Origin of the sequence: Paraburkholderia sp. RL18-101-BIB-B (assembly GCF_046026985.1) — a bacterium.
In the GTDB taxonomy this organism is placed as follows: Bacteria; Pseudomonadota; Gammaproteobacteria; order Burkholderiales; family Burkholderiaceae; genus Paraburkholderia.
This window is the reverse complement of the sequence record NZ_JARESV010000023.1, coordinates 66,404-80,598: the sequence shown is the minus strand read 5'-3', so window position 1 is coordinate 80,598 and position 14,195 is coordinate 66,404. Positions and strand designations below refer to the sequence as shown.

Annotated in this window: 10 protein-coding genes; 1 reads left to right on the top strand and 9 read right to left on the bottom strand. The window is 62.5% G+C overall.

The genetic code is table 11. The features are described from left to right. Window positions 1-3 precede the first annotated feature (3 nt). From P0D73_RS27845 to P0D73_RS27820, 6 genes are all read right to left on the bottom strand, one after another. Complete coding sequence (locus tag P0D73_RS27845; protein WP_132373748.1) at window positions 4-786, bottom strand: amino acid ABC transporter substrate-binding protein; 783 nt, start codon at window positions 784-786, stop codon at window positions 4-6. A 356-nt stretch (window positions 787-1,142) separates the two neighbouring features. Beyond that, window positions 1,143-2,594, bottom strand: a complete 1,452-nt coding sequence (hydA, locus tag P0D73_RS27840) for a dihydropyrimidinase (RefSeq protein WP_408180097.1) — start codon at window positions 2,592-2,594, stop codon at window positions 1,143-1,145. 58 nt (window positions 2,595-2,652) lie between these two features. After that, window positions 2,653-4,164, bottom strand: a complete 1,512-nt coding sequence (locus tag P0D73_RS27835) for an NCS1 family nucleobase:cation symporter-1 (protein WP_408433598.1) — start codon at window positions 4,162-4,164, stop codon at window positions 2,653-2,655. A gap of 114 nt (window positions 4,165-4,278) precedes the next feature. After that, a complete protein-coding gene (preA, locus tag P0D73_RS27830) occupies window positions 4,279-5,613 on the bottom strand; it encodes an NAD-dependent dihydropyrimidine dehydrogenase subunit PreA (RefSeq protein ID WP_132373745.1) in 1,335 nt (444 codons plus the stop codon). 68 nt (window positions 5,614-5,681) lie between these two features. After that, complete coding sequence (locus P0D73_RS27825; RefSeq protein WP_408433596.1) at window positions 5,682-7,031, bottom strand: NAD(P)-dependent oxidoreductase; 1,350 nt, start codon at window positions 7,029-7,031, stop codon at window positions 5,682-5,684. Between the two features lie 135 nt (window positions 7,032-7,166). Then, entirely contained in the window at window positions 7,167-8,447 is a 1,281-nt protein-coding gene (locus tag P0D73_RS27820) for a Zn-dependent hydrolase (protein ID WP_408433593.1), read from the bottom strand. Between the two features lie 302 nt (window positions 8,448-8,749). Between P0D73_RS27820 and P0D73_RS27815 the strand changes: the two genes are divergently transcribed. Then, window positions 8,750-9,502 carry a TetR/AcrR family transcriptional regulator gene (locus tag P0D73_RS27815; RefSeq protein WP_408180093.1) on the top strand — a complete coding sequence of 251 codons (753 nt, stop codon included), beginning with the start codon at window positions 8,750-8,752 and terminating at the stop codon, window positions 9,500-9,502. Window positions 9,503-9,563: 61 nt separating this feature from the next. Here the strand turns inward: P0D73_RS27815 and boxA are convergent, their stop codons facing one another. The 3 genes from boxA to boxC all read right to left on the bottom strand — a co-directional run bounded on the left by boxA (window position 9,564) and on the right by boxC (window position 14,081). Next, window positions 9,564-10,805, bottom strand: a complete 1,242-nt coding sequence (gene boxA, locus P0D73_RS27810; RefSeq protein ID WP_408290273.1) for a benzoyl-CoA 2,3-epoxidase subunit BoxA — start codon at window positions 10,803-10,805, stop codon at window positions 9,564-9,566. Window positions 10,806-10,858: 53 nt separating this feature from the next. Further along, window positions 10,859-12,286, bottom strand: a complete 1,428-nt coding sequence (gene boxB, locus P0D73_RS27805; RefSeq protein WP_408433590.1) for a benzoyl-CoA 2,3-epoxidase subunit BoxB — start codon at window positions 12,284-12,286, stop codon at window positions 10,859-10,861. A gap of 124 nt (window positions 12,287-12,410) precedes the next feature. After that, a complete protein-coding gene (boxC, locus tag P0D73_RS27800) occupies window positions 12,411-14,081 on the bottom strand; it encodes a 2,3-epoxybenzoyl-CoA dihydrolase (protein ID WP_408433587.1) in 1,671 nt (556 codons plus the stop codon). Window positions 14,082-14,195: the final 114 nt, after the last annotated feature.

The following is a 14,195-nucleotide window of genomic DNA, read 5'->3' as shown; positions in this document are numbered from 1 at the left end:
CGTTTACTGGGAGACGTCTTTGCCGAAATACTTCTGCGAGATCTTCGCGTAGGTGCCGTCTTTCTTCATGTCGGCGAGCGCCTTGTTGATTGCGGCCTGCAATTCGGGGCTGCCTTTGCGGATCAGCACGGCGGACTTGTCGCTGCTGTCGGCCGAGGTATCGAGCGCGGCGATCTTCACCTTCGCGTCCGGCTTGTGCTTCTTGAAGTCGAGGAACGACAGCGAGTCGTTGACGGTGGCGTCGACGCGACCCGAGGTCAGCAGATCGATCGATTCATTGAAGCCCTGCACGGGGATCACTTCCGCGCCGTGCGCCGCCGCGATCTTGCCGAAGTTGCTGGTCAGCGTGTTAGCCGACTTCTTGCCCTTCAGGTCGTCGAAGTTCTTGATCGTGGTGTTGTTCGACTGCACGATCAGCGCCGCGTGCGACGTGATGTACGGGTCGGAGAAGTCGTATTTGACCTTGCGCGCGTCGGTGACGGCCACTTCGTTGATCACCGCGTCGTAGCGGTTCACGTCGAGACCGGCGATCAGACCGTCCCATTTGCCCTCGACGAATTGCGGCTTGACGCCGAGACGCTGCGCGATCGCCGTGCCGATTTCGACGTCGAAACCGGTCAGCTTGCCGGATTCGTCGTGGTACGTGAACGGCGCGTAGGTGCCTTCGGTGCCGATCCTGAACACGCCGGCGGATTTGATCTGCGCGAGTTCGTCGGCGGCGAATGCGGAATTCACGGCCACCGCCTGGAACAACGCGATCAGCAGAATGGAACGAATCGATTTCATCAGGCGGCTCCGTCAAATGTGCCACGTCGGTGGCTGAGTCTTGTGTTGGACAGTCCCCGCCGGCGCTTGCGCCCGCAGAGTGGGCGGACTGTAGCAAACGGCCTGCGTTTTTACAAAGGATCAGGTTTCCGATCGATATGCGCTTGCGTGCTAAGCGAACAGCCGTAGCCTCTGGTGTGACGTGGATTTCAACTCTACAGCAGATAGACAGACGCGGCATGCATCGCAACACGGAACCTATGTTGCGCGCCATCGGGGAAAACGCGAGAGGTCTCGCCGCGGTGAGCGCGCGGCAGGAAAAAACGAGCGGCGCCGCGTTTGAATGCGGCGCCGCCCGTCGTCGGATTGCGAATAGCTTACCGCTCCACCGGATGCGGCTCCTTGCGCTTGTTGGCGACGCGGATCGCGTCGAAGTAAGCGCCGTTCGGCGGACGCTTCAGATAGCGGCCCGCACCGCGCACCGCCCGCAGCTCGCCGTCGGTCCAGGCGAGCGCGCCGCGCGTGAGCGTGTGCATCGCCACGCCTTGCACCGTCATGCCTTCGAACACGTTGAAGTCGACCTTCTGATGATGCGTCTTCACCGAAATCGTTTTGCTCGCGTTCGGGTCCCACACCACGAGGTCGGCATCCGCGCCGACCCGCACCGCGCCTTTGCGCGGATACAGGTTGAAGATCTGCGCGGCATTCGTCGACGTAATCCGCACGAACTCGTTCGGCGTGAGCCGCCCCGAATTCACCCCGTGATGCCAGAGCACCGCCATGCGGTCTTCCACGCCGCCGCAACCATTCGGGATCTTCGTGAAGTCCTCGCGGCCCATCGCCTTCTGCGACGCGCAGAACACGCAGTGGTCGGTGGCCGTAGTGTGCAACTGGCCAGCTTGCAAACCGCGCCATAGCGCCTCGCGATGCTCGGCCGAGCGGAACGGCGGGCTCATCACGTGGGCCGCCGCGCGCGTCCAGTCGGGATCGCGATACACCGCTTCGTCGATCACCAGATGGCCGGGCAACACTTCGCCGAACACGCGCAGACCTTCGCTGCGCGCGCGGGCAATCGCATCGACCGCGTCCTTTGAGGACACGTGCACGATATACACCGGCACGCCCAGCACCTGCGCGATCCGGATCGCGCGATTGGCGGCCTCGCCCTCCACTTCCGGCGGCCGCGACAACGGATGCGCCTCCGGACCGGTAAAGCCTTTCGCCAGCAACTGACGCTGCAACTGGAACACCAGTTCACCGTTTTCCGCATGCACGGTGGGCAGCGCACCGAGTTCGAGCGAACGCGAGAAGCTGTTCACCAGCACTTCGTCGTCGGCCATGATCGCGTTCTTGTAGGCCATGAAGTGCTTGAAGCTCGACACGCCGTGCTCCTGCACCAGCGTGCCCATGTCGCGATAGACCGAATCGTCCCACCACGTCACCGCGACGTGAAAGCCGTAGTCCGCCGACGCCTTCTCGGCCCAGCCGCGCCATTCCTTGAAGGCGTCCATGAGCGGTTGCTTCGGGCTCGGAATCACGAAGTCGATGATGCTCGTGGTGCCGCCCGACAAACCTGCTGCCGTGCCCGTGTAGAAGTCGTCGCTCGCCGTGGTGCCCATGAACGGCAATTCCATATGCGTGTGCGGATCGATGCCGCCGGGCATCACATACTGCCCGCCCGCATCGACGATCGTGGCGCCGGCGGGCGCCTCCAGGTCCGCTCCGATCTGCAGGATCGTGCCGCCGTCCTGCGGGTCCGCACACAACACGTCCGCACGATACGTGTTCTCCGCGTCGATAATCGTGCCGCCGCGAATCAGGGTCGTCATGTTGCCGCCTCCTTATGAACTGCTGGTTTCGGTGCTACGTACTTCGTTTCGTTGATGCTCACGCGCTCGCCACGCGCGCACTCGGTCCCTTGCTCAGTTTCATCCACGCGCTGTATACGATCGACGCCAACGCGAGCCCGACAAACCACGCATACGTATAGAGTGTATTGAAGATCGCCGGTACGTTCGGGAACGAGGCCGGAAACGCGGTGTGCAAAAAGCCGGGCAGATTCGGCAGCACGCCGATCACGAGCGCGACCACCGCGCCGATATTCCAGCCGCCGGTATAGCTGTATTCGCCGTGCTCGTCGAAGAGTTCACGCGTGTCGAGACGCGTGCCGCGAATCAGGAAATAGTCGACCATCAGAATGCCCGCGACCGGACCAAGCAGCGCCGAGTAGCCGACCAGCCACGTAAAGATATAGCCCTGCGTGGTGGCGAGAATCTTCCACGGCATCATCACGATCGCGATGGTCGCGGTAATCATGCCGCCCACGCGATACGAAATGCCCTTCGGCCACAGGCTCGAAAAATCGTACGCCGGGCCGACGAGATTCGCCGCGAGATTGCAGCACATGGTGTCGAGCGTCAGGATGATCAGCGCGACGCCCACGCCGATGCCGGTCATGCGGCTCGTCAGGTCGATCGGATCCCAGATCGCCTTGCCGTAGATCACCACCGTCGCCGACGTGACGACCACCGAGATCACCGAGAGCAAGGCCATCGGCACCGGCAAGCCGACCGACTGGCCGATGATCTGATCGCGCTGCGTTCTGGCAAAGCGCGTGAAGTCGGGGATATTCAGCGCGAGCGTGGCCCAGAAGCCGACCATGGCCGTGAGGCCGGGCCAGAACGTGACCCAGAAGAGGCCTTCTTTCTTGCCGCCCGGCACGAATTGCGACGGCGCCGACAGCATCGAGCCCAGGCCGCCCGCTTTTGAAGTCGCCCACCACACGAGCGCAATGCACATCACGATCTTGATCGGCGCGGACCAGCTTTCGAGCCAGCGGATCGAATCGGTGCCATGCACGATGAAGTAGATCTGCAGTGCCCAGAACACCAGGAAACACGCGAGCTGAGCGAGCGAGATGTCGAGAAACGGCAAAGCCGCGCCGTGCAGCGCGTTGCCGGTGAGAATGTTGAGCAGCGTATAGATCGCGCTGCCGCCGAGCCACGTCTGAATCCCGTACCAGCCGCAGGCGACGATGGCGCGCAGCATCGCCGGCAATTTGGCGCCCTGCGTGCCGAACGACGAGCGCACCAGCACCGCGTACGGAATGCCGTGCTTCGCGCCCGCGTGGCCGATCAGCAGCATCGGCACCAGCACGATCAGGTTGCCGAGCAGCACGGTGATCACGGCTTGCCACGGTGACATGCCTTCTTCCGTCAAACCGGCGGCGAGCATGTACGACGCGATATTCATCACCATGCCCACCCACAGCGCGGCGAAGTGATACCACTTCCAGGTGCGCTGCGCGACGCCGGTCGGCGCAAGATCGTCGTTGTAAAGACTGCTGCCCTGCACGCCGGCCGCGAACTGCGGGTCGGCGGGTTGCGCTGTCTGCTTCATCTAAAGATCTCCACTCGATCGTTGAGGCCCGCGCGGCTTCTGTCGGCGCGTCGGGACCTTTGGGGAATGACAGGTTCAGTGCTAGCGCTGCTTTCTTTCTAACCACATCGTGTTTCAGGCCGCTTTTGCCGCGTGCGCATGCGCGTGCTCCGCGGTTTCGGCCGCGTCCGCCGCTGCGCCCTCCTGTGCGCCCACGCGCGCCGGGTTGTTCGGATGCGTGGTCCAGTTCGCGTACTCGCCGTTGTCCACGCGTTCCATCGTGATGCACTGTTCGACCGGACACACGTGCATGCACAGATTACAGCCGACACATTCGGAGTCCATCACTTCAAAATGACGGACGCCATCTTTTTCTTTCATGATCGCCTGGTGAGCCGTGTCCTCGCAGGCGATATGGCACAGGCCGCACTGAATGCACTTGTCCTGATCGATGCGCGCCTTGATGTCGTATTTGAGGTTCAGGTACTTCCAGTCGGTGACGTTCGGGACGGCGCGACCGCGAATGTCGTCGAGCGTCGCGTAGCCTTTTTCGTCCATCCAGTTGGAGAGGCCATCCGCGAGGTCGGAAACGATACGGAATCCGTAGTGCATCGCCGCCGTGCAGACCTGCACGCTGCCCGCGCCGAGCACCATGAATTCGGCGGCGTCGCGCCATGTGGAAATCCCGCCGATGCCGGAGATCGGCAGATTCGGCGTTTCCACGTCACGCGCGATTTCCGCGACCATGTTCAGCGCGATCGGCTTCACAGCTGGTCCGCAGTAGCCGCCGTGCGTGCCTTTGCCATCGACCATCGGCAACGGCGACATCGCATCGAGATCGACCGCCACGATCGAGTTGATCGTGTTGATCAGCGACACGCCATCCGCGCCGCCCTTGTAGGCCGCACGCGAACCGAGGCGAATGTCGCTGATATTCGGCGTCAGTTTGACAAGGCACGGCAGCTTGGTGCCTTCTTTCACCCAGCGCGTGACCATCTCGACATACTCGGGCACCTGGCCGACCGCCGCGCCCATGCCGCGCTCGCTCATGCCATGCGGACAGCCGAAATTCAATTCGACCGCATCCGCGCCGGTGTCTTCGACGAGCGGTAGAATCCACTTCCAGTCGCGTTCGTTGCACGGCACCATCAGCGAGACGATCATCGCGCGGTCCGGCCAGTCGCGTTTGACTTGCGCGATTTCCTTGAGATTGACGTCGAGCGGACGGTCGGTGATCAGTTCGATGTTGTTCAGGCCCGCCATGCGCTGGCCGTTCCATTGCACCGCGCCGTAGCGCGAGCTGACGTTCACCACATGCGGGTCGAGGCCGAGCGTCTTCCACACCACGCCGCCCCAGCCCGCCTCGAAGGCGCGGTTCACGTTATAGGCTTTGTCGGTCGGCGGCGCGGAGGCGAGCCAGAAAGGATTCGGCGAAGTGATGCCGGCAATCGTACAGCGCAGATCGGCCATGTTCGGCTCCTTGGGGACTGCTGTTCTTTGTCTGAGGTGCTGCTTCGCTTGGTTTGGCTTGGGTCGCTCTAGGCGGCTTTCGCCGCCGTGCGGGCGAACTGCGCGTCGATCGCGGCAGCCGCGATCTTGCCGTCCTGCACCGCTTGCACCGTGAGGTCGATGCCGCCGGTGGCCGCGCAATCGCCGCCGGCCCATACACCCGCCAGCGAGGTCTGGCCGTTCGCATCGACAGCGATACGGCTGTCGTCCAGCGTCAGCAATTCACGCTCGATGCCGACCGGCACCAGCGTTTGACCGATCGCCTTGAGCACCATGTCGGCTTCGACCATGAAGCGCTCCTCTCCACCTTCACGCGATGTGCGCGCGAATTCGACACCCGTGACCACGCCGCCGTCGCCGATCAAATGCATCGGCGTGGCGTGCGTGACGAGCGTGACACCGTTGGTCTGCGCGAAGTCGCGCTCGGCCCAAGTGGCGCTCATTGCTTCGACGCCGCGCCGGTAAACCATCGTCACCGATGTTGCGCCGAGCTTGCGGCTTTGCACGGCCGCGTCGACCGCCGTATTGCCGCCGCCGATCACCACCACGCGCCGGCCCACCGGCACCGTGCCGAAGTCGCTCGCGCTGCGCACCTGTTCGATGAAGTCCACCGCGTTCATCACGCCGCCGAGATCCTCGCCTTCCATGGCAAGCGAGCGCACGCCCGTGAGGCCGATCGCGAGGAACACCGCATCGTGTTGCTTGCGCAGCGTGTCGAGGTCGACATCGCGACCAAGCGCGACGCCGTGTTTGATCTCAATGCCGCCGACGGAGCACAGCCACTCCACTTCACGCTGAGCAAAATCGTCGACGGTTTTATAGGCGGCGATGCCGTATTCATTCAGACCGCCGGCCTTTTCATGCGCGTCGTAGATCGTCACGTCATGACCGGCCAGCGCGAGCCGGTGTGCACAGGCGAGTCCCGCCGGACCCGCGCCGACCACCGCGACGCGTCGTCCGGTTTCAGCCGCGCGCTTGAACAGCACTTCGCCGCGCGCCATCGCCCAATCGGTGGCATGACGTTGCAGCGCGCCGATCGCCACCGGCTTCGCGTCCTGATGGTTACGCACGCATGCGCCTTCGCAAAGAATCTCCGTCGGGCAGACGCGCGAGCACATGCCACCCAACGGGTTGGCCGACAGAATATCCACGGCCGCGCCCTTCAGATTGCCGTTGCTGATCTTGCGGATGAAGCTGGGAATGTCGATCTGCGTCGGGCAGGCGTTCACGCACGGCGCGTCGTAACAGTAGTGGCAGCGGCTCGCCGCCGCGGCCGCGGCGTTTGCGTCGAGCAAGGGCGCGATGTCGGAGAACTCGCACGAGAGCTGCTCGGGCGATAGCCGCTGAGCGGCAATGTCGCCGGTTTGCTTGATGGCCATACTCGTTCCTTCTTCGATGTGAGGACGTAGCCGCTCCTGCCGGCCACGCTTAAAGCGGAGCCGGGACGGCATGTTTTATGGGCACTACGGTGAAGCGGGTAAAGCGACCGCAACCGCCAAAGAGTTATGACAGCGTCATGAAACCGGCTCGCACGCACGCTCCAGCATGGCGTGCAGCAACACGTTGGCGCCGGCCTCGATCCATTCGAAAGTGGCGTCCTCAATCTCGTTGTGACTGATGCCGTCCACGCACGGCACGAACACCATCGAGGTCGGCGCGACTTGCGACAGATAGCAGGCATCGTGTCCCGCACCGGACACCATGTTGCGATGCGGATAACCGAAGCGTTCGGCCGCCGCGCGCACCGACTTCACGCAGGCTTCGTCGAATGCGACTGGCGCGTAGTAAAAGATCTGTTCGAGTTCGGTTTCAAGACCAATGCCGTTGGCGATGTCGGCCACGCCCTTGCGCAAGGCCGCATCCATTTTCGCGAGCACCGCATCGTCCGGATGACGGAAATCGACCGTGAAGAACACGCGGCCCGGAATCACGTTGCGCGAGTTCGGATAGACCTGCATCATGCCGACCGTCGCACAGCCGAATGGCGCATTGTCGAGACCGATGCGATTGACCAGATCGACCACGCGCGCGGCACCGAGCAAGGCATCGCGACGGCGCGGCATGGGCGTCGGACCCGCGTGCGCCTCCTGCCCTGTCAGCGTGATTTCGTACCAGCGCTGACCTTGCGCGTCGGTCACGACGCCGATGGTTTTCTGTTCGGCTTCGAGAATGGGCCCCTGTTCGATATGCAACTCGAACGCCGCGTGCAGCGGCCGTCCGCCGCACGGAATATCGCCCGCATAGCCGATGCGCTTGAGTTCCTCGCCGATGGTCTTGCCGTCCACGTCCTTGCGCGACAGGCCATAGTCGAGCGTGAACACGCCGGCGAACACGCCCGACGCCACCATCGCGGGCGCGAAGCGCGAGCCTTCCTCGTTGGTCCAGATCACCACTTCAACCGGATGCTCCGTCTCGATGCCGTGATCGTTCAAGCTCCGAATCACTTCGAGACCGCCCAGCACGCCGTAGATGCCGTCGAAGCGGCCGCCGGTCGGCTGCGAGTCGGCGTGCGAACCGGTCATGACCGGCAACGCATCGGGATTGCGCCCGGCGCGGCGCATGAATACATTGCCCATCTGGTCGACACTGACCGCGCAGCCGGCTTCCTTCGCCCAACTGACGATCAGGTCGCGTCCTTGCTTGTCGAGGTCGGTGAGCGCCAGGCGGCAGACGCCGCCTTTGGGCGTCGCGCCGATCTTCGCCATCGTCATCAGGCTGTCCCACAGCCGCTTGCCGTCGACCTTGATCGACGTGGTGGGTTCAGCGTGCTTCAGCGCTTCGGATACCGCGTTCATTCGTCTCGCTCCTTTCGGTGAACCGACTTGAAACTGGTGCATTGGTGGCGGGTTTTGGGGCGTGCTCGCACGGGGGCAGTGCACATTCGACACCTTCGATCGCCTCTTATACAGAGGGCAAACCCTGGGGCATCGGCCGCTCTTCCAATCCTGTCCAGTTGGACAGGTTGTAGACGATTAAGCTCGCCAAATCAACACCTTTCGTGCGGTGAGAAACATAGCGAGAAGTGTGCCATTGCACCGCAGCATGACTTCGGCGCGTGCGACGAATGCGCGTGTGGGCAGCGCGCCAAACGACTAGAATGAAGCGCGACGCGGCACCCATGCCGCCGAAGGCGAACATGAGAGACGACGACGTGGCGGCCGACATCACGGAAAACGAGGAAACACGCGCACCTTTGCGGCGGCGCAAGGCGCACATTCGCGAGTCGAATGAAGCCCATCTTCTGGCGTGCGCCGAGGCGGTTTTCGCCGAGCGCGGACTCGACGGCACCAGCACCGCGATGATCGCGGAGCGTGCGGGCTTACCGAAAGCCAACGTGCATTACTACTTCCCGACAAAGCTCGCGCTCTACCGGCGTGTGCTGGAAGACCTGTTCGAAGACTGGCATCGCGCGGCCGATACGTTCGAATGCAGCGACGACCCGGTCGAAGCGATTGGTGGGTACGTGCGCGCGAAAATGGAGTTGTCGCGCCGCCGTCCGCTCGGTTCGAAAGTGTGGGCAAGCGAGATCATTCACGGCGCGGAACACATGGAGGACATACTCACCGAACGCGTGAAGCCGTGGCTCGACAGCCGCGTGAAAGTGATCGACGACTGGATCGCGCGCGGGTTGCTCGCACCGGTGAACGCGCAAACGTTGATGTATATGATCTGGGCGACGACTCAGCATTACGCCGACTTTGATGCGCAGATTCGCGCGCTTAAAGGCAAGCGTGCGTTGACGCAAAAGGCGTTCGATGCGACGACGGAGGAAGTGGTGCAGTTGGTGATTCGGGCGTGCGGGGCGGTGTCACCCGCACAGCATGAGGATGGCGCCGACCCGGCGAGATAGAAGTAACTGAAAGGGCCCCGCTGTCGATGATGAACAGCGGAGCCTTAGAAGGCACGGCACCTTAATACGTCTCCAGGTGCAACCTCCCCTCCTTCTTCAACTTGCCCCACAGCGCTTCCCAGTCCAGCTGATGCTGCTCACCGATCTCCTTGAGCGCCTGCAACACACCATCTTCCATGCCCTTCAACCCGCATACGTAGATATGCGTGTTGTCGTCCTTGAGCATGTGCGCCACATCGACCGCGCGCTCACGCATGGCGTCCTGAACATAGCGCTTCGGTTGACCCGGCGTACGCGAGAACGCCAGATTGGTATCGATGAAGTCTTTCGGCAGATTCGTGAGGGGCCCGAAGTACGGCAACTCTTCTTTGGTCCGCGCACCGAAGAAAAGCATCAGCTTGCCGGTCGCGCCCTTCAAACGGCGCCGGCGGCGATACTCGGTCATCGCGCGCATCGGCGCTGAACCCGTGCCGGTGCAGATCATCAGCAAATGCGAGTTCGGATGGTTCGGCATCAGGAAGGTGCCGCCGAACGGGCCGATCACGTTGACCACGTCCCCCTTCTTCAGATCGCACAGGTAATTCGAACACACGCCATCGGTCGAGTCGCCGTGCTGCTGCGAGACGCGTTTGACAGTGAGCGAGACGTTGTTATAACCGGGCCGCTCGCCATCGCGCGGACTCGCAATCGAATACTGGCGCGCGTGATGCGTACGGCCATCGGCGGTCGCGCCGGGCGGCAGAATGCCGATTGACTGGCCTTCCAGCACCGGAAACGGCATTGACCCGAAATCGAGCACGATGTGATGAATGTCGCTATCGGTCGAGCCATCGGTGAGCCGATAGTTGCCGACCACCGTCGCGCTAGTCGGCTCCTTGTGCGTATAGAGGTTCACATACGGCTTTGCGGCCGACCACGGCGGCACGACGGAGCCGCGCACGGTATCCACTTCGATGCCGCTCGCCTCGGCCGGCGAATCACCCGATGCGCCCGCGCCCGACGATTCGTCCGCGGCGGGCACGGCCATCGTGTTCTGTTCCGGCAGGACGTCCCACGTGAACTGCTCTTCGATCGGATACGCATCGGCCTTCAACACGGTGCGCCAGTTGTCGATCGCGCCGGTCGGACACGGCGGCACGCATGCCATGCAGCCGTTGCAGATATCCGCCTTGACCACGTAGTTGTTGTCGTCGTGCGTGATCGCATCGACCGGGCAAGTCTCTTCGCACGTATTGCAGCGAATGCAGATTTCCGGATCGATCAGATGCTGCCGGAGAACTTCGATCGATACTGGGCCGTTCATGACTTCCTCCACCTTGAGATGCGGCGCCAGCGTGCCACGCGCCGCTCGCGCACTCAGTTGAAGCGCACGTATTCGAAATCGACCGGCTGACGGTTCACGCCCATCGCAGGCGGCGCAATCCAGTTGGCGAATTTGCCCGCGTCCGTAACGCGGCCCATCAACGACGCGACGTAAGCGCGATCATCCGGTGTGGCGAGCCATTTCGCTTCGTTGGCGGCCCATTCGGTTTCGCTGACCACGCGGCCGTCGGGCGACACACGCGTGCCGGCGAACGTGCCGATTTGCCGATTGAACGCTTTATGCGGCACCGTCATGCGGAATTCGATACCGGCCTTTTCGAGCACCTTGTTCCAACGCCCCACGCCCGCCACCGAATCCTTGATGTAGTCGTCGCGCAGCACTTCGTTCATGGCGTTGAGCATCGGCACTTCGCGCTCGACCAGCTTGCCGTCCTGCACGTCGAGCAGCTTGTAGCTCTGCCCGTTCAACTGATGATCGTCGTCGCGCTTGTTTTCTTCGTAGCGGCCCTTGAGGCCCGAGCTATAGAACGTGGCGGCGTTGGACGAATGATCCGCGCCGAACAGGTCGATCGTGACCGAGTAATGAAAGTTCAGATAGCGCTGAATGGTCGGCAGATCGATCACGCCGGCCGCGCGGATCTTCGCGACGTCGTCCGTGCCGAGTTCGTTCATCACCTGGGCCGTACGCTGGATCACACGAGACACACCCGATTCGCCGACGAACATATGATGCGCTTCTTCGGTCAGCATGAACTTGGTGGTGCGCGCGAGCGGATCGAATCCCGACTCCGCAAGCGCCGACAACTGGAATTTGCCGTCGCGATCGGTGAAGTACGTGAACATGAAAAACGCGAGCCAGTCCGGCGTTTTCTCGTTGAATGCGCCGAGAATGCGGGGATTGTCGTCGTCGCCTGAACGGCGGCCGAGCAATGCTTCGGCTTCCTCACGTCCGTCGCGGCCGAAATAGCGATGCAGCAGATACACCATCGCCCACAGATGGCGGCCTTCTTCCACGTTGACCTGGAACAGGTTGCGCAAGTCGTACATAGAGGGCGCCGTCAAACCGAGGTGGCGCTGCTGCTCGACCGACGCCGGTTCGGTATCGCCCTGCGTCACGATGATGCGGCGCAGATTCGCGCGATGCTCGCCCGGCACGTCCTGCCAGGCCGCTTCACCCTTGTGTTCGCCGAAGTGAATCTTGCGGTCCTGCTCGCCGGGCGTGAGGAAAATGCCCCAGCGGTAGTCCGGCATCTTGACGTGATCGAAATGCGCCCAGCCGCCCGCATCGACGCTCACCGCGGTGCGCAGATACACGTCGTAGCCATGCGAGCCTTCCGGGCCCATATCGCCCCACCACGCGAGGAAATTCGGCTGCCATTGTTCGAGCGCGCGCTGTAGCGCCCGGTCGTCGGCGAGGTTGACGTTGTTCGGAATCTTTTCGCTGTAGTTGATCGATGACATGGTCGGTTCCTGGTTCAGAAACTGCAGTGACGGTGAGAGGCGCGTGTCGGGCTGATGGTGGCCCGTTTCGCGCTCGTTGCGTTGATGGCGATCGGTCGCCCATCAAGCGCGCATCAAATGCGTATCAAACACGCGAGACGTCGAATTGCGCCTTGCTGCCCTTGCCGTACACCTTGAGCGCGCCCTTCTCGCCCACCGCGTTCGGCCGGTTGAAGATCCAGTTCTGCCACGCGGTGAGACGGCCGAAAATGCGCGTCTCCATCGTTTCCGGACCGTTGAAGCGCAGATTCGCTTCGAGTCCGGTCAATGCATCCGGCGACATCGCGGCGCGTTCTTCGAGCGCGATGCGAATTTCGTCGGCCCAATCGATGTCATCGGGCGATGCGGTCACGAGGCCGAGGCGTTCGGCTTCGACCGGCTTGATCGGCTGACCGATCAGGGAACGCACGGCGTCGAGCGGCTCGGTTTCTTCATAGAAACGCCGGCCGAGACGCGACTGATGCGTGACCATCGGATAGAGGCCGAAGTTGACTTCCGACAGCGTGATAGCCGGCTCTTCCTCTTCATTGCCCGGCAGCGCCGCCATGTAAGTGCGATCAGCGGCGAACGCGAGTTCCGCGAAGGTGCCGGCAAAGCACGAACCCGGCTCGATCAGCGCGAACAGCGAACGCGACGAAACGTCGATGCGCGCCAGCGTGCGGCGCAACAGGCCGATGGTCTCGCGCACGAACCAGTGGTCCTTGTGCTGCATGAGCGAGGCGTCAGCGGCGAGCAGATTGCGGGCATCGCCTTCGGTCCTGAAGACCCACGTGCCGATCGCGAGCTCGTTGGTGCGCATGCAAAGGATAGCGTCGTCGAGTTCGCGGGCGAATTGCAGCGGCCACCAGTTCACGCCGGCCGCGACGATGGCATCGATACTCGAGGGCGGTTCGGATTGCGGTGCCTTGGCCGTGAACGTCGCAATGCGCTTCGCGCGGTCGATCGTCACGTCGAGCGTTTTATAAGTGAGGCCGTCTTCACGATCCGTGCGTTCGATACGCGTGAGCACAACGCCCTGTGCGTCCGAGGGACGGTCACTTTGTTCGGCGAGTTCGAGCGCGCGCGCCTGGATCGCCTGATCGAACTGGTTCGGCTTCACGACTTCATCCACCAGGCGCCATGCTTTCGCGCGTTCGCCGCGCACGCCTTCCACCACCGTGCAGAAGATGTCGGCGCGATCGTGACGCACCTTGCGTTTGTCCGTGACGCGCGTCAGGCCGCCGGTGCCGGGCAGCACGCCGAGCAGCGGCACTTCCGGCAGCGAGACCGACGACGAACGGTCATCCACCAGATAGATCTCGTCGCACGCCAGAGCGAGTTCGTAGCCGCCGCCCGCGCAGGCGCCGTTCACCGCGGCGAGAAACTTCAGACCCGAATAGCGCGACGAGTCTTCGAGGCCGTTGCGCGTTTCGTTGGTGAACTTGCAGAAGTTGACCTTCCACGCATGCGTGGAGAGACCCAGCATGAAAATGTTGGCGCCCGAGCAGAACACGCGGTCCTTCAGGCTCGTCAGCACCACGGTTTTCACTTCCGGATGCTCGAAGCGGATGCGTTGTATTGCGTCGTGCAATTCGATGTCGACGCCGAGGTCATACGAATTCAGCTTCAGCTTGTAGCCGTCACGGATGCCGCCGTCCTCGGCGATATCAATGCCGAGCGTCGCAACGGGACCGTTGAAGCTCAGCTTCCAATGCTTGTACTGCGAGGGATCGGTGCGGTAGTCGACCGGCGCGACGGCGGTTTCTGCTGTAGACATGGGGCCTCTCCTGGCTGGACGATGCAAAATACTGTTTTTGAACAATAGTGCATCATCAAATCCATGTAAAGCACTTTAGTGCATATTTACACGTAAACCCTGACGCCGAAATGC